The following is a 15802-nucleotide window of genomic DNA, read 5'->3' as shown; positions in this document are numbered from 1 at the left end:
CATCACAGTCTCACCAGCATCAGGGCGCCGACGACGATCGTCGCGCCCGCGAACATGTAGAGGGCGTACGACCGGACGAACCCGGTCTGCAGTCGGCGCAACCGGCGGGACACACCACCGAGGACGGCTGCCGTTCCGTCGATCGTGCCGTCGATTCCGCGGCTTTCGACCTCACGGAGCACACTGACCGCCACCCACCCGGGACGCATGAAGACCGCTTCGTTCACGGTGTCGCTGTAGAGGTCCCGGCGGGCGGCAGTCGTGAACGACGACACGTCGACCGGGGCGGACTCGGGCACCGGTCGCGTCGCGTACTGCCGGTACGCCGCGGCGACCCCGACGGCGACCACACCGAGTGTGAGCGTCGTGACCAGCCACACCGGCAGTCCGCCGCCGTGGGGTGCGACCCCCACCACCGGTTCGAGCCAATGCTCGAGCGCCCCGCCGGCCACCAGCGCACCGCCCGCGGCCACCGATCCGATCGCGAGCACGATCATCGGCCACGTCATGATCCGTGGGGCTTCGTGCGGTTCGGCGGGCTGCTCCCACCGCCGTTCTCCGAAGAAGGTCATGATCATCACGCGGCTCATATAGAACGCGGTCAGCCCCGCGCCGAGCAACGCCGCGATTCCCAGTACGGCTCCCCGCACCCCGCCCTCGGCGAACGCGACTTCGATGATCTTGTCCTTGGAGAAGAACCCGGAAAACGGCGGAACGCCGATGATCGCGAGGTACCCGAGACCGAACGTGGCGAAGGTGATGGGCATGACCGTCCGCAGCCCGCCGAATCGGCGCATGTCGGTCTCGTCGTTCATCGCGTGCATCACCGAGCCCGCGCCGAGGAACAACCCGGCCTTGAAGAATCCGTGGGTGAGCAGATGCAGGATCGCGAAGGCGCATCCGGCGGGTCCCAGCCCGGCGGCGAGCACCATGTACCCGATCTGGCTCATCGTGGACGCGGCGAGTGCTTTCTTGATGTCGTCCTTCGCGCAGCCGATGATCGCGCCGAACAACAACGTGGCGGCGCCGACGATCACCACGGCGAGCCTCGCGGCTGGTGCGGCCTCGAACACCGCGTTCGCCCGGACGATGAGGTAGACGCCGGCGGTGACCATCGTCGCCGCGTGGATGAGCGCGGAGACCGGGGTCGGGCCTTCCATCGCGTCGCCGAGCCACGATTGCAGCGGCAGCTGTGCCGATTTCGCGCACGCGGCGAGCAGCAGCATCAATCCCAGCGCGGTGACGATCCCCTCGCTCGCGTCGGGTACGGCTGCGAACACCGTGTCGTAGTCCAAGGAGCCGAAGGTGGCGAACATGATCATGAGCGCGACGAGCAGTCCCATGTCTCCCACGCGGTTGACCACGAACGCCTTCTTCGCGGCCGTCGCCGCGGAGGGCTTGTGCTGCCAGAAACCGATCAGCAGATACGACGCGAGTCCCACGCCCTCCCAGCCGAGGTACAGGACGAGGAAGTTGTCGGCGAGAACCAGCACCAGCATCGCCGCGAGGAACAGGTTGAGATACGCGAAGAACTTCCGACGGGCGGCGTCGTGGGCCATGTATCCGACCGAGTAGAGGTGGATCAGCGCCCCCACCCCGGTGATCAGCAGCACGAAACACACCGACAGCTGGTCGATCCGGAGCCCGAGGTCGACCTGCAGCCCGCCGACGGACACCCAGTCGAACAGAGTCTGCCCGGTGCTGCGTGCGTCGGCGTCCGTGCCGAGCATCTGCGCGAACACGACCGCGCCGAGCACGAACGACACGATTGCGGTGCCGCAGCCGAGCAGGTGACCCCACCTGTCGCTGCGGTGCCCCGCGAGTAGTAGTACCGCTGCCCCGAACAGTGGGATCGCGGGAATCAACCAGAGTGCCGACGAGGGGAACGAGTTCATGTCCTGTGTCCTCTCGGCGCGTCGTGGTTCGTCACTCTCACCGTCCTTTGGGGGCGACCGTCAGTATTTGAGAAGATCCGCGTTGTCCACCGAGGTGGAGCGACGAGTCCGGAAGATGGTGACGATGATCGCGAGCCCCACCACCACTTCGGCTGCCGCGACCACCATCGTGAAGAAGGCGAAGACCTGACCGTGCAGGTTGCCGTGCATTCTCGCGAACGTGACGAACGCGAGATTCGCCGCGTTCAGCATGAGTTCGATGCACATGAAGACGACGATCGCGTTGCGCCGCAACAGCACTCCGGAGGCGCCGATCGTGAACAGCAACGCTGACAGGTAGAGATAGTTCTCGGGATTCACGGCCGCTCCCCCTCGTCACCGGCGCGTCGGGACTCCCCCTGCTCTGTGGGGCCCTGGATGCCGAGATCGCCCGGCCCCCAGTCCCGCCCGATCCGCCGCAACAGCGGACCGACGGAACTGTCCGCGAACGAGCCGTCGGGAAGCATCGCCGGAACATCGGCGGCGTTGTGCCGGGCGTAGACGCCCGGTCCGGGCAGCGGAGTCACCCGGCCTCCGTTGCGGAACCGTTCCTCGGAGAGTTCACGCTGGGTGCGCCGCGGACCGAGCCGTTCCCGGTGCGCGAGCACCATCGCGCCGATGGTCGCGGTGATCAGCAGAGCGCCGGTGAGTTCGAAGGCCCAGACGTAGTCCAGGAACAGCAGTACGGAGAGTTCTTCGACATTTCCGGCCGCGTCGGCGGAGTCGAAGCCGACAAAGCCCGTCACCGCTGCGTTTCCGAGTCCGCCGATCAGCAGCACCCCGAAGCCGATTCCCACCGCGATGGCGAGAACACGCTGTGCACGCAGTGTCTCGACCAGCGAATCCGACGAGTCGATGCCCACGAGCATGAGCACGAACAGGAACAACATCATGACGGCACCGGTGTAGACGACCACCTGCACGACACCGAGGAACAACGCCCCTTGCGCGATGTAGAACACGGCGAGCACCACCATGGTCATGGCGAGGAAGATCGCCGAATAGACGGCCTTCGCCGCGCCGACGACGCCGAGTGCACCGATGACCGCGACGGTCGCGAGAATCCAGAACTGCACCCCTTCCCCGGTCGAGGTGCGGGTGAGTTCCTGTGCGAGCAGCATTGTCCCCGGCGCACTCATCACTGTTGCCCTTCCGTCGGAGCCGACGCATCGCCGTCGTCCACCGGCGGGACGGTGCCGCGGTAGTAGTCCTCGTCCGTGGCCCCCGGCGACATGGGATGCGGCGGTGGCTGCATTCCGTCCTGCAGTGGCGCGAGAAGGCGATCCTTGTCGTAGATGAGATCGGTGCGGTTGTCGTCGACCATCTCGTAGTCGTTGGTCATCGTCAGGGCGCGGGTGGGACACGCCTCGATGCACAGTCCGCAGCCGATACAGCGCAGGTAGTTGATCTGGTAGACGCGTCCGTATCGCTCACCCGGCGAATACCGTTCGCTCTCGGTGTTGTCCGCTCCCTCGACGTAGATGGCGTCGGCCGGGCACGCCCACGCGCAGAGTTCACACCCAATGCATTTCTCGAGTCCGTCCGCGTACCGATTGAGTTGGTGGCGGCCGTGGTAACGCTCCGCGGTCGGGTTCTTTTCTTCCGGGTAGAACTCGGTGTTGGGCTTTTTGAACATGGTCGAAAAGGTCACGCCGAAACCGGCGAGCGGGCCGAGGAATTCAGACATTGCTCTCCTCCTGGGTTGTGGCCGGCGCACTCGCGGGCAGTTGCCCTGGCAGCGGAGGCACCGGGTAGCCACCCATCGTGGGGTCGTGCCGAACGGGCGGCACGGCTGTGCCGGTGCCGGTGTCGTTGCGGGGGTCTGCCGTGCGACGCCACCGGTACCCGAGGTACCAGAGCGAGACCGCCGAGACGACGATGCCCGCGACGACGAGCGACGCGGTGGCGGGCAGGCGCCCTTCGTCGGCGAGAAGAACGATGACGGCGACCACCATCACCCACACCACGGCGATCGGGATGAGCACCTTCCATCCCAGTGCCATGAACTGGTCGTAGCGCAGGCGGGGCAGTGTGGCCCGCAGCCACACGAATACGAACAGCACCAGCCAGATCTTCACGACGAACCACAGCAGCGGCCACCATCCGGTGTTCGCTCCGTCCCAGATGCTCAGCGGCCACGGTGCGCGCCAGCCACCGAGGAACAACGTGGTGGCCAGCCCCGAGACGGTGATCATGTTGACGTACTCGGCGAGCATGAACATCGCGAACCGGAGGGAGGAGTATTCGGTGTGGAACCCGCCGACGAGTTCGCCCTCGGCTTCGGGAAGGTCGAACGGCGCCCGGTTCGTCTCACCGACCATCGACACGCAGTAGATGAGGAATGCGGGCAGCAGGAGCAGGGCGAACCAGATCCCCGTCTGCTCGGCGACGATCCCCGACGTCGACATGGTGCCGGCGAGCAGGAAGACCGCGGCGAAACACAGTCCCATCGCGATCTCGTACGAAATGACCTGCGCCGTCGAGCGCACTCCGCCCAGCAGCGGGTACGTCGATCCCGACGCCCATCCGGCGAGCACGATGCCGTACACACCGATCGAGGTGACGGCGAGGATGTAGAGCACTGCGACGGGAAGGTCGGTCAACTGCAGCGGGGTGCGTTCCCCGAACACGGAGACCACGGGACCGAACGGAATGACCGCGAAGGCCATGAGTGCGGGGGCGGTCGCGATCACGGGCGCGAGCAGGTAGAGGGGTTTGTCCACCCCGCTGGGGATGATGCCCTCCTTGAGGCCGAGTTTGATGCCGTCCGCGACGGTTTGCAGCAGCCCCTTCGGTCCGACCCGGTCCGGTCCGACCCGCATCTGCATCCACGCCATGATCTTGCGTTCCGCGAGGATCAGCACGAGTGTGGTGAGCACCAGGAACGCGAAGATCAGCACTGCTTTGACGATCACGAGCCACCAGGGGTCGATCCCGAACATCGACAGGTCGACCTCCCGCGCGGTCGGCACGGACCGGTCGGCGGAGATGATCATTGCGGTACCTCCGTATCCGGAAGCGCGGCACGGATACCCACCACGTCACCGGCCGTCGCGGCGAGGTGTTCGTGAACGCCGGCACCGGGCGAGGCCATCGGGAGCCACACCACCCGCTCGGGGAGCGCGTCGATCACGAGCGGCAGCGTGATCTCACCGCGCTCGGTGAACACGGTGACCGATTCGCCGTCGCGGGCACCGATCTCGGCGGCCGTGGGCTCCGACAGCCGCACGACCGGTACCCGCGCGGTCCCGGCCAGATTCGGCTCGCCGTCCTGGAGCCGTCCCGCGTCCAGCAGCATCCGCCAGGTTGCCAGAACCGCTTCGCCGAGACTGGGGCGTTCGTGTTCGGTGGAGATGATGTCGGGAAGCGGTGCGTCCGGCGCCGGACGATCGCCCACACGGTCGAGTTCGGTCCGCGCCGACGCGGTGTCGGACGCACCGAGATCGATGTCCATGGCGTCCGCGATCGCGTGCAGTACACGCTGGTCGGGCATCGAGTCGGTCTCGCGCAGTGCGGTTCCGAAGGGTCGTGCCCTACCCTCCCAGTCGACGAATGTGCCGGACTTTTCGGCCACGGACGCGACGGGAAACACGACATCGGCACGGTCGGTGACCTCACTGCGGCGCATTTCGAGACTGACGACGAACGGCGCGGCGGCGAGCGCCGCCCGCGCCGCGTCCGGGTCGGGGAGATCGGCGATCTCCACTCCGGCGACGACCAGAGCGCCGAGATCGCCTGCTGCCGCGGCCTCGAGCATCGCAGTGGTGTCGCGACCGGGAACGTCCGGAAGAGCGTCCGCCGAAGGCAGATTCCACACCGCGGCGACCTCGCGCCGCGCGTCGCTGTCGGTGACGGCACGGCCACCGGGAAGCAGCGCGGGGAACGCGCCCGCATCGAGCGCGCCACGTTCCCCGGCGCGCCGCGGGATCCACGCCAGGCGCGCACCCGTGGCGTCGGCGAGCCGGGCGGCGGCGGTGAGTCCGCCCGGGGCGCCGGCGAGACGCTCACCTACGAGAACGACTGCCCCGTCGCGGCGCAGAAGGTCGGTGTCGAAATCCTGCCGGTCGCCCGAGCGCACCGCGTCGAGCAGTTCCGCCTCGGTGCCGGGAACGCACCCGAGCACGCGGGCTTGCATTTTCTTCGCCCCGGCACCCGCATACGGCGCGACGGTCCAGACCGCGGTTCGCCCGGTCCGGACGGCTTTGCGTAGCCGGAGGAACACGATGGGTGATTCCTCTTCGGGTTCGACACCGACCAGGAGCACGACCGGCGCGTTCTCGAGGTCGCGATAGGTGACACCGATGCCGCGTCCCGCGACGCGGGTGGCGAGGAACTGTGTTTCCTCCGCCGAGTGGATCCGGGACCGGAAGTCGATGTCGTTGGTCCGGAGCGCGACGCGGGCGAATTTCGCGTATGCGTAGGCGTCCTCCCGGGTGAGCCGCCCGCCGACCAGTACCCCGGCCGTGCCCTGGGCTGCTTTCAGGCCGCGCGCCGCCACGGCCAGTGCCATGGGCCAGGAGGCGGGGACGAGTTCACCCGAGTCGTCGCGGACGAGCGGGCCGGTGAGCCGGCCGGGCAGGGTGGCGTACGCGAACGCCCACCGGCCCTTGTCGCAGTTCCACTCCTCGTTGACCTGCGGATCGTCACCGGCGAGTCGCCGGAGCACCACGCCGCGACGATGGTCGGTGCGCTGTGCGCATCCGCTGGCACAGTGTTCACACACGCTCGGGCTGGACACGAGATCGAACGGCCTCGCCCGGAATCGGTAGGCGGCGCCGGTGAGCGCCCCGACGGGACAGACCTGCACGGTGTTTCCCGAGAAGTACGATTCGAACGGTTCCTCGGTGTAGATGCCGACCTGTTGCCGTGCCCCACGCTCGAGCATGTCGACGAACGGATCGCCGGCGATCTGATCCGAGAAACGGGTGCAGCGCGCGCACAGGACGCAGCGTTCCCGGTCGAGCAGCACCTGTGACGAGATCGCGATCGGTTTGGGGTAGGTGCGCTTTTCTTCGATGTACCGGGATTCGGCGCGTCCGTTGCTCAATGCCTGGTTCTGCAAAGGGCATTCACCACCCTTGTCGCACACCGGGCAGTCGAGCGGATGGTTGATGAGCAGCAATTCCATGACTCCGCGCTGCGCTTTGTCCGCCACGGGCGAGGTGGCCTGGGTCCGGACGACCATGCCGTCGGTCACCACGGTGGTGCACGAGGCCAGCGGTTTGCGCTGCCCTTCGACGTCCACCAGGCACTGCCGGCACGCTCCGACCGGGTCGAGCAACGGATGGTCGCAGAAGCGAGGGATTTGCACGCCGACGAATTCGGCCGCGCGGATCACCAATGTTCCCTTGGGGACGCGGATTTCGACGTCGTCGATGGTGACGGTGACCTGATCGTCCGCCGGGGCGGTGCCGGCCGGGTCCGTGCCGGAAGCTGTGCTCATGAAGTCTCCTCGCGTACTGCGCCGGCGGCGAGTGTGGCGCTGTGCGGATCGAAGGGGCAGCGGCCCTGTTCGACGTGTGCGCGGTACTCGTCGCGGAAGTACCCGATCGACGAGGTGATCGGACTCGTCGCACCGTCGCCGAGTGCACAGAACGCCCGGCCCAGGATGTTGTCGGAGATGTCGAGCAGTGTGGCGAGGTCCTCCTCGGTGCCCCGGCCCGCCTCGAGCCGCTCGAGGATCTGCACGAGCCACCACGTGCCTTCGCGGCAGGGGGTGCATTTCCCGCACGACTCGTGGGCGTAGAACTCGCTCCAGCGCAACACCGTCCGGACCACGCATGTCGTGTCGTCGAAGATCTGCAGGGCACGCGTCCCGAGCATCGATCCTGCGGCGGCGACACTTTCGTAGTCGAGCGGTGTGTCGAGGTGCTCGGCGGTGAAGATCGGTGTGGACGAGCCGCCCGGAGTCCAGAACTTCAGCTCGTGACCGGCACGGACACCGCCCGCGTACTCGAGCAGTTCGCGCAGCGTGATCCCGAGCGGAGCCTCGTACTGGCCCGGAGTCGTGACGTGCCCCGACAAGGAGAACAAGGCGAATCCCGGAGATTTCTCGGTGCCCATCGACCGGTACCACTCGACTCCGTTGCGGATGATCGGCGGCACGTTGGCGATGGATTCGACGTTGTTGACCACGGTGGGGCACGCGTACAGGCCCGCGACCGCGGGGAACGGTGGCCGCAGTCGCGGCTGGCCGCGACGGCCTTCGAGCGAGTCGAGCATCGCGGTTTCTTCGCCGCAGATGTAGGCGCCGGCGCCGGCGTGCACGACGAGATCGAGGTCGTATCCGGAGCCGAGGATGTCGTTGCCGAGGTATCCGGCGGTGTACGCGTCGGCGACCGCGGCTTGCAGTCGCCGCAGTACCGGAACCGCCTCACCGCGGAGGTAGATGAACGCGTGCCGCGCGCGGATCGCGTAGGCCGCGATGATCGCGCCTTCGACGAGCGCGTGCGGAGTGGCGAACAGGAGCGGGATGTCCTTACAGGTCCCGGGCTCGGATTCGTCGGCGTTGACGACGAGGTAGTGGGGCTTGTCGTCACCCTGCGGAATGAACGACCACTTGGTGCCGGTGGAGAAGCCGGCGCCCCCACGTCCGCGCAGGCCCGCGTCCTTGACCGCCGACACCACGGCGTCGGGTTCCATGCCGAGGGCGATCGGCAACGCCTCGTATCCGTGATGACGGCGATAGGTGTCGAGGGTCCACGCTTCGTCATCGCCCCAGGTCCGCGTGAGCACGGGAGTCAGAGACGTCCCGACGTTTCCTGGGTCGCTGTCGGCGTGGTCGTCGCCGTCGCGCGGCGCCGGCGGGGCGGCCATACCGCGATCGCGAGCGACGCGCAGACCGGCCAGCGAGGCGTCACCGGCGCTGCCGCCGGCTTCGAGCGCACCGTCGCGTTCGTCGGGGAATCCGGCGAGCAGCCGGGAGGTGTCGCGGAAGGTCGTGAGCGCGGCGCCGCGGGTGGGCTGCGGCGGCCGTCCCGCACGGAGGTCGTCGACGAGGTCGACCGCGGACTCCACGGAGGCGTTGTCGAACAGTTCCCAGTTGACGGTCATCACGGGGGCGAAATCGCATGCGGCGTTGCATTCGATGTGCTCGAGCGTGACCACGCCGTCCTCGGTGGTGTCGCCGTTGCCGACGCCGAGATGATCCCGCACAGTTTCGAAGATCTCGTCACCGCCCATGACGGCGCAGAGCGCGTTCGTGCACACTCCGACGTGGTAGGTGCCGGCGGGCTTGCGCCGGTACATGGTGTAGAAAGTGGCGACCGCAGCGACCTCCGCGCCGGACAATCCCAGTTGCCGGGCGCAGAATTCGAGTCCTGCGGGCGTGATGTAGCTGTCCTCGGCCTGGACGAGGTGCAGCAGCGGAAGCAGGGCGGACCGATCGTGGGGGTAGCGGCCGATGATCTCGGCGGCATCCTTCTCGAGACGGGCGAGCACGTCGTCGGGATAGCTGCGGCGTGCACCCGGGCGCACGATCGCGGCGTCTTCCTCCGGTCGCGGCCCGAGCGGAAGGAAGACCGGTTCCTGCCCTCCGGTGGGAACGGGTGTGTCTCCCTTGCGGACGTATTCGGTGCTCATCGGTCCACCCCACCCATCACCGGATCGATGCTCGCAAGCGAGGCGATCACGTCGGACACCATGCCGCCCTCACACATGGCAGCCACCGCTTGGAGGTTCGTGAACGACGGGTCGCGGTAGTGCACCCGGTAGGGCCGTGTGCCGCCGTCGCTGACCATATGGACCCCCAATTCGCCACGAGGCGACTCGACCGAGACGTACACCTGGCCCGCGGGCACCCGCAGTCCTTCGGTGACGAGCTTGAAATGGTGGATCAGTCCCTCCATGGACGTGCCCATGATCCGGCGGATGTGCTCGGGGGAATTGCCGAGACCGTCGCTGCCGCGGGTAAGTTGCGACGGCCACGCGATCTTCCTGTCCTCCACCATCACGGGGCCCGGGCGGAGCCGGTCGAGGCACTGTTCGACGATCTTCAGCGACTCCTTCATTTCACCGATCCGGATCCGGTACCTGCCGTAACAGTCGCTGCCGGTGTCGGTGACCACGTCGAATTCGTAGTTCTCGTATCCGCAGTACGGCTGTGCTTTGCGCAGGTCGTGCGGCAGTCCGGTCGACCGCAGGATGGGCCCGGTGACGCCCAGCGCCATGCACCCGGTGAGGTCGAGGTAGCCGATGCCCCGGGTGCGCGAGATGAAGATCGGGTTGTCGTCGAGAAGCATTTCCATGTCGCGGATCCTCGAGGGCAGGATCGCCAGCAGATCGCGGATCTTCGGGACCGCGTCGGAGGGGAGGTCCTGGACCAGCCCGCCCGGCCGGATGTACGCGTGATTCATCCGAAGTCCGGTGATGGTTTCGAAGACGTCGAGGATCAGTTCGCGCTCGCGGAAGCCGAACAGCATCGGCGTGGTGGCGCCGAGTTCCATACCTCCGGTCGCGAGGGCGACCATGTGCGAGGAAATCCGGTTGAGTTCCATGAGCATCACCCGGATGACGTCGGCCCGCTCGGGCACGAGGTGGGTGATGTCGAGCAGTTTCTCCACGCCGAGGCAGTACGCAGCCTCGTTGAAGAACGGCGCGAGATAGTCCATGCGGGTGACGAACGTGACGCCCTGCGTCCAGTTGCGGTATTCGAGGTTCTTCTCGATCCCGGTGTGCAGATAGCCGATACTGCATCGCGCTTCGGTGATGGTTTCGCCGTCGATCTCGAGGACGAGCCGAAGGACGCCGTGCGTGGACGGGTGCTGCGGACCCATGTTGACCACGATGTGGTCTTCGCCCGCCGCCGCGGCGGCCGTGACGACCTCGTCCCAGTCCTGGCCGGACGCGGTGAGGATAGTGTCGTCACGCGCGGCGCCGGACGTCGCTGCTGTGTCGCTCATCAGCTGTATGCCCTCCGTTCGTCCGGAGGCGCGATGGTGGCGCCCTTGTACTCCACGGGGATCCCGCCGAGGGGGTAGTCCTTGCGCTGGGGATGCCCGGACCAGTCGTCGGGCATTTCGATACGGGTCAGGGCGGGGTGACCGTCGAACCTGATTCCGAAGAAGTCGTAGGTTTCGCGCTCGTGCCAGTCGTTGGTCGGATAGATGGCGTAGAGCGACGGGATGTGCGGATCGGACTCCGGTGCAGTGACTTCGAGTCGCACGCGCCGATTGTGCGTGATGGACATGAGGGGGTACACCGCGTGGAGTTCCCGCCCGGTCTCCTCGGGATAGTGCACCCCACTGACGCCCAGGCACAGTTCGAAACGCAGCGCGGGGTCGTTGCGCAGGGTGAGAGCGACGTGCGGCAGATGCTCTCGGCGGACATGGATCGTCATTTCGTCGCGGAAGACGACGATCTTCTCGACCGCGTCGGCGAAGCCCTCACCCGCGGTGGGCCCCAGCGCATCGACGAGCGCGTCGGCCACATCGTCGAAATAGCCGCCGTAGGGCCGTGGCGAACTGCCGGGGAGGGTGATCCTCCGTACGAGGCGCCCGTACCCGGAGGTGTCGCCGCTGTCGCGGGCACCGAACATGCCGCGCCGGACGTCGATCTGTTCCCTGCCGGTCTCGGAGTCGATCTGTTCCCTGCCGGTCTCGGAGGAGTGCTCGCCCGTCATCGCCGCGGCACCGTCAACTCGATGAGCGGGCGTGCCGAGAGTGCGGCCTCCTCGGCGGCGCGCACAGCGTCCTCGCGGTTGGCACCGAGAGGCATGTGCGCAATCTTCTCGTGCAGCGCGAGAATCGCGTGGATCAGCATTTCCGGGCGCGGGGGGCACCCGGGCAGGTAGATGTCGACCGGCACCACATGGTCGACGCCCTGGACGATGGCGTAATTGTTGAACATGCCGCCCGAGGACGCGCACACCCCCATGGCGAGCACCCATTTGGGTTCGACCATCTGGTCGTAGACCTGGCGCAGCGCCGGCGCCATCTTCTGGCTGACCCGGCCGGCGACGATCATGACGTCGGCCTGCCGGGGGGACGCCCGGAAGGCTTCCATCCCGAATCGTGCGAGGTCGTAGCGGCCTCCCGCAGTGGACATCATTTCGATCGCGCAACACGCGAGGCCGAAGGACGCCGGCCACAGCGAACCCTTTCGTGCGAATCCGGCGAGGGTTTCGACCGTGCTCAGCAGAAACCCGCTCGGCACCTTCTCCTCGAGACCCATGTTCGACTCCTACCACTTCCGTCGTTGGTGTGGATCACTTTCTCGCGCAGCCACTTCGACGGCACCACCCCTCGGCGGGTGCGTCACCCCGGCTACTCCCAGGCGAGTCCTCCGCGTTTCCATTCGTAGGCGTACGCGACGAACACATTGACCATGAACAGCCCCATCGCGAGCAGTCCGAACACGCCCAGCGCGTCGAAATTCACCGCCCACGGATACAAGAAGACGATTTCGATATCGAAAATGATGAACAGCATGGCCGTGAGGTAGTACTTGACGGGAAAACGTCCACCGCCCACGGGCTGCGGTGTCGGATCGATACCGCATTCGTACGCTTCCAGCTTGGCCCGGTTGTAGCGGCTCGGGCCGGCTATCGACGCGACGACCACCGAGAACACCGCGAACGCGACAGCGATCGCTCCCAGCACCAGGATCGGTACATAGACGTTCATCGCCACCTCCGGTTCCGCTGACGTCTCCCGGTCGTGCCGTAGTCACAGAACCTTCGTCCCCGGGTGCCCGAGCCCGGCAATCCAGGACAACTCGGTCACATGTGAGCTACCGCACACACACTAGTAGCGTTCGTGCCGCACTTGTCAGCGATTTCGGATGCAGAATTCCGTCGCGCGTGTCCGCTCGGGAGCAAGGTGCGGATGGGGTAGGTTCGTCCGCGCCGTTCGGTACTGAGCGGTCGGTTCGGTAGCGGTTCCCCGGCGCTTCAGCGGTCGGTCGGGCGCAGCAGCCGTACCACTTCACGAGCGAGCGTCAGCGGGTCGATCGGACGCGTGACGACCGCCTCGGCACGCGACCAGGACGCGAGCCACGCATCATCGGCTCTGCCCGTGAGCACCACGATCGGCGGGCACGGATCGATCTCGTCCTTGAGTTGTTTCGCGATGCCCAGTCCGCCCGCGGGCGCCGCCTCACCGTCGAGTATCGCGAGGTCGACTTCCCCCGCGTCCATGTGTGCGATCACCACCGGCGCAGTGGCCACTTCGAGGTACTCGAGCGGGGGCAGGTCGGGGTGCACCCGGTCTCCGAGCGCAGACCTCAACTGGGCGCGCACACCCGCGTCGTCGCTGTAGAGGAGTATCCGCAGCGGCGCGGAGGGACTGGTGCTGTTGGGCGCGGCGGTCACGCGCCCGATGCTAGAGGCTCCTCAGACGGGGCGGGCGCATCCGGCCGTAGCCGCCGGGCGTGTCGCGAAAGGTCTCATTGCGAGTTGCCGGTGTCGAAGTCCTGGGTTCCGACGGCGAGATCGTCCGAGGGCTTTCGAGCAACCGCGTCAGCGCGCTCCTCCCCTGTGTTCACGCGACCTCGTGCCACGGTGCTCGCATGTGAGCGGCTGCTGGGCAGGGGGTGGGATCGACGCACCACCCGTCCGTAGGCGGCGAGGGTGTCGGTGGCGACCCGGTCCCACGAATAACGCGTGACGGCACGATCCCGCCCTGCCACCCCGAAGGAACCGTGTCGGACAACGTCGGCGAGCAACTCACGCACGCTCGTGGCCAGAGCGCGTGGTGAACGCGGCGGTACCAGGAGCCCGGTCACCCCGTCGACGACGGTGTCCCGCAGAGTACCGACCGCCGAGGCGACCACCGGGCGTCCACACGCCATTGCTTCGAGAGCGACACTCGCGGAAGGTTCGCGCCCGGATGTGCACACCACCACGTCGGCAGACCTGAGCAGTGCCGGCATGTCGTCATGCGAGACATACCCCGCGACGTGCACCCTGTCGTGCACTCCGAGCTTCTCGGCGAGGTCGAGCAACCGCGTGCGCTCGTCGACCGCTGCGTCGTGTGCGACTCCGCCGGCGATAACCAGTTCGGTGTCCGGCATCAGTGGCAACGCCGCTACGGCGACGTCGAGTCCTTCCTCCGGCATCAACTCCCCCGCTACGACGAGCCGGTACCGCTGGCCTCGCCGCGGGGCTGTTTCGGATCCCGACACGGTGAAACGGTCGAGGTCCACACCAAGGGGCACCACGGACACTCGTGTGCGCGGCAGGCCCATCCGCGCCAGGTCGGACACCTGCTCGGAACAGGTCACGACGACACGTCCGGCCCCCTTGGCGAGCACGCGTTCGAGCCGGATTCGGTTGGACGTGTCGTTGTCCGGGCTGTTCCCCCGACCGTGCTCGGTAACGCCGAGCGTGATGTAGGACTGCACGGTCGGCACGCCGAGGTCGCGGGCTGCAAGTTGGGTCGGGATGCCCGTGGTCCACGAGTCCGCATGAGCGACATCGGGCCGGTTTCGCATCCATTCCTGTGCAAGGAAACTGCCGAATGTGCTCATCGACGGCACGAGAAGAGGTTCTGCCAACACGGTGGCGGGGCCCGCCGGCACCTGGACCAGCGTGTAACCGTGCTCGGTGGCGACCCGGTCCGGCAGTTCGTGGGCAACGCGGCGGGTGTAGACGGTCAGGGTGTGGCCGGCCCGGGACAGCGCCGCCGACAGCTCGGCAATATGCGGCGCACTGTGGTCCCTGTGAGCTCCGCCCACAGCGGCAGTTGGGCTGATGTGCTCGGCAACTATCGCGATCCGCATAACGTTCGCCTTCTTCTCGTCGGTGTTCGAAGAGCGTCCGCGGGCACCGGCGTCGCCTGCCGATCCGGTGTCTGCGTAGGTGTGAGGATCTGCAGTCCGTATCGGAAGCACACAGTCGATCTGTCGACCGGGTCTGATGGGGCGCTCGCCCCTCCGTTGCCAGGCCGTCGCGAATCGGACTCGGAACGCCGTCGCTGTCTGCCGTATCGATGCCGGAAAAAGGTACTCGAAATCCCCCGGACACGAGAGCGTCGGCGCGATTCTGGACCGACTGAACCAGTGGACACGAAATACCCCGAATTGCGGGGCGCAAACCTCCTCACGGAATTCCGCGCCCGGTGGCCGGTTCGTCACCACCCGGCGCGACCCTTATCCTCGACTATATGAACGCGGATTCTCCCCCGGAACTGGTGCAGCTCCTCGGCGATCTGGCGATCGAGCTCCAGAACGAGAGCGGCCCCGAGGCCACGCTGCGGGGGATCACCGGTGGTGCTGTCAGTCTGATACCCGGCGCATGGGGGGCCGGCATCTCGAAGGTCGAAGGCCGCGAAACTACAGCCGAGGCGCCGACCAATCCGACCGTTGCCGAACTCGACGAGTTGCAGACCGCACTGGGAGAGGGCCCCTGCCTGACCGCCCTGCGTGAGCACCGGACGGTGCACATCGAGGACATGGCGACCGAAACCCGCTGGCCACGTTTCGCCCGTGCCGCGTTCGGTCTCGGCGTGCGCAGAATGCTGTCGTTCCAACTTTTCGTCGTGGGCGACAATCTGGGCGCGCTCAACCTCTACGGCAACGATGGCATCGCATTCGACGAGGAGTCGCGTTTCGTCGGCAGTGTCCTGGCGCAACACGCGTCGATCGCGATGATCGGTGCGTCGGCGCAGGCGCAGTTCGACATTGCGCTGGCGAGCCGCGACATCATCGGTCAGGCCAAGGGAATTCTCATGCACCGGGAACAGCTCACCGGGTTGCAAGCATTCGCGCTGCTGGTCAAGACATCGCAGAACGCCAACATCAAATTGCTCGAGATCGCCCGCTGGGTCGTCGATCAACACGAGTCGGGATGCCTTTCGGCCTGACCCTGTCGTCGGCGCTCCGGCGGTGTGCGAATCGCACCCGGCAGCGATGATCCCGAAACGCCGATTTCG

14 protein-coding genes are annotated in these 15802 nt (G+C 66.9%); 1 reads left to right on the top strand and 13 read right to left on the bottom strand.

Annotated features, from left to right (window positions below):
- Positions 1–2 precede the first annotated feature (2 nt).
- From nuoL to ACFWU2_RS16065, 13 genes are all read right to left on the bottom strand, one after another.
- A complete protein-coding gene (gene nuoL / locus ACFWU2_RS16125; RefSeq protein ID WP_378607914.1) occupies positions 3–1895 on the bottom strand; it encodes an NADH-quinone oxidoreductase subunit L in 1893 nt (630 codons plus the stop codon).
- A gap of 60 nt (positions 1896–1955) precedes the next feature.
- Positions 1956–2255: an NADH-quinone oxidoreductase subunit NuoK gene (gene nuoK, locus ACFWU2_RS16120; protein WP_378607912.1), complete on the bottom strand. Its 300-nt coding sequence runs from the start codon at positions 2253–2255 to the stop codon at positions 1956–1958.
- Positions 2252–3073 carry an NADH-quinone oxidoreductase subunit J gene (locus ACFWU2_RS16115; RefSeq protein ID WP_378607910.1) on the bottom strand — a complete coding sequence of 274 codons (822 nt, stop codon included), beginning with the start codon at positions 3071–3073 and terminating at the stop codon, positions 2252–2254. The genes nuoK and ACFWU2_RS16115 overlap by 4 nt, the downstream gene beginning before the upstream one ends.
- On the bottom strand, positions 3073–3621 hold the full coding sequence (gene nuoI / locus ACFWU2_RS16110; protein ID WP_378607908.1) for an NADH-quinone oxidoreductase subunit NuoI: 549 nt from the start codon (positions 3619–3621) through the stop codon (positions 3073–3075). Before nuoI ends, ACFWU2_RS16115 begins: the two co-directional genes overlap by 1 nt.
- On the bottom strand, positions 3614–4930 hold the full coding sequence (gene nuoH, locus ACFWU2_RS16105; protein ID WP_378607906.1) for an NADH-quinone oxidoreductase subunit NuoH: 1317 nt from the start codon (positions 4928–4930) through the stop codon (positions 3614–3616). The genes nuoI and nuoH overlap by 8 nt, the downstream gene beginning before the upstream one ends.
- Positions 4927–7377, bottom strand: a complete 2451-nt coding sequence (locus tag ACFWU2_RS16100; protein ID WP_378607904.1) for an NADH-quinone oxidoreductase subunit G — start codon at positions 7375–7377, stop codon at positions 4927–4929. The genes nuoH and ACFWU2_RS16100 overlap by 4 nt, the downstream gene beginning before the upstream one ends.
- The gene (gene nuoF / locus ACFWU2_RS16095) at positions 7374–9515 is read right to left on the bottom strand and encodes an NADH-quinone oxidoreductase subunit NuoF (RefSeq protein WP_378607902.1); all 2142 of its coding nucleotides are present in this window, start codon (positions 9513–9515) and stop codon (positions 7374–7376) included. Before nuoF ends, ACFWU2_RS16100 begins: the two co-directional genes overlap by 4 nt.
- On the bottom strand, positions 9512–10834 hold the full coding sequence (nuoD, locus tag ACFWU2_RS16090; RefSeq protein WP_378607900.1) for an NADH dehydrogenase (quinone) subunit D: 1323 nt from the start codon (positions 10832–10834) through the stop codon (positions 9512–9514). Before nuoD ends, nuoF begins: the two co-directional genes overlap by 4 nt.
- Positions 10834–11553 (bottom strand): NADH-quinone oxidoreductase subunit C, encoded by a 720-nt coding sequence (locus ACFWU2_RS16085; RefSeq protein WP_378607898.1) that lies wholly within the window; start codon positions 11551–11553, stop codon positions 10834–10836. The genes nuoD and ACFWU2_RS16085 overlap by 1 nt, the downstream gene beginning before the upstream one ends.
- Complete coding sequence (locus ACFWU2_RS16080; RefSeq protein ID WP_378607896.1) at positions 11550–12104, bottom strand: NuoB/complex I 20 kDa subunit family protein; 555 nt, start codon at positions 12102–12104, stop codon at positions 11550–11552. Before ACFWU2_RS16080 ends, ACFWU2_RS16085 begins: the two co-directional genes overlap by 4 nt.
- 92 nt (positions 12105–12196) lie before the next feature.
- Positions 12197–12556: an NADH-quinone oxidoreductase subunit A gene (locus tag ACFWU2_RS16075; RefSeq protein WP_169620050.1), complete on the bottom strand. Its 360-nt coding sequence runs from the start codon at positions 12554–12556 to the stop codon at positions 12197–12199.
- 266 nt (positions 12557–12822) lie between these two features.
- Entirely contained in the window at positions 12823–13242 is a 420-nt protein-coding gene (locus ACFWU2_RS16070; protein ID WP_378607894.1) for a hypothetical protein, read from the bottom strand.
- A gap of 74 nt (positions 13243–13316) precedes the next feature.
- Positions 13317–14651, bottom strand: coding sequence for a glycosyltransferase (locus ACFWU2_RS16065; protein ID WP_378607892.1), 1335 nt, complete (start codon positions 14649–14651; stop codon positions 13317–13319).
- A gap of 383 nt (positions 14652–15034) precedes the next feature.
- Between ACFWU2_RS16065 and ACFWU2_RS16060 the strand changes: the two genes are divergently transcribed.
- Positions 15035–15733: a GAF and ANTAR domain-containing protein gene (locus tag ACFWU2_RS16060; RefSeq protein WP_378607890.1), complete on the top strand. Its 699-nt coding sequence runs from the start codon at positions 15035–15037 to the stop codon at positions 15731–15733.
- Positions 15734–15802: the final 69 nt, after the last annotated feature.

This window comes from Rhodococcus sp. NPDC058639 (assembly GCF_042717545.1).
Classification (GTDB): domain Bacteria; phylum Actinomycetota; class Actinomycetes; order Mycobacteriales; family Mycobacteriaceae; genus Rhodococcus.
The sequence above is the reverse complement of the archived record's forward strand: the minus strand, read 5'-3'. Positions and strand labels throughout refer to the sequence as shown.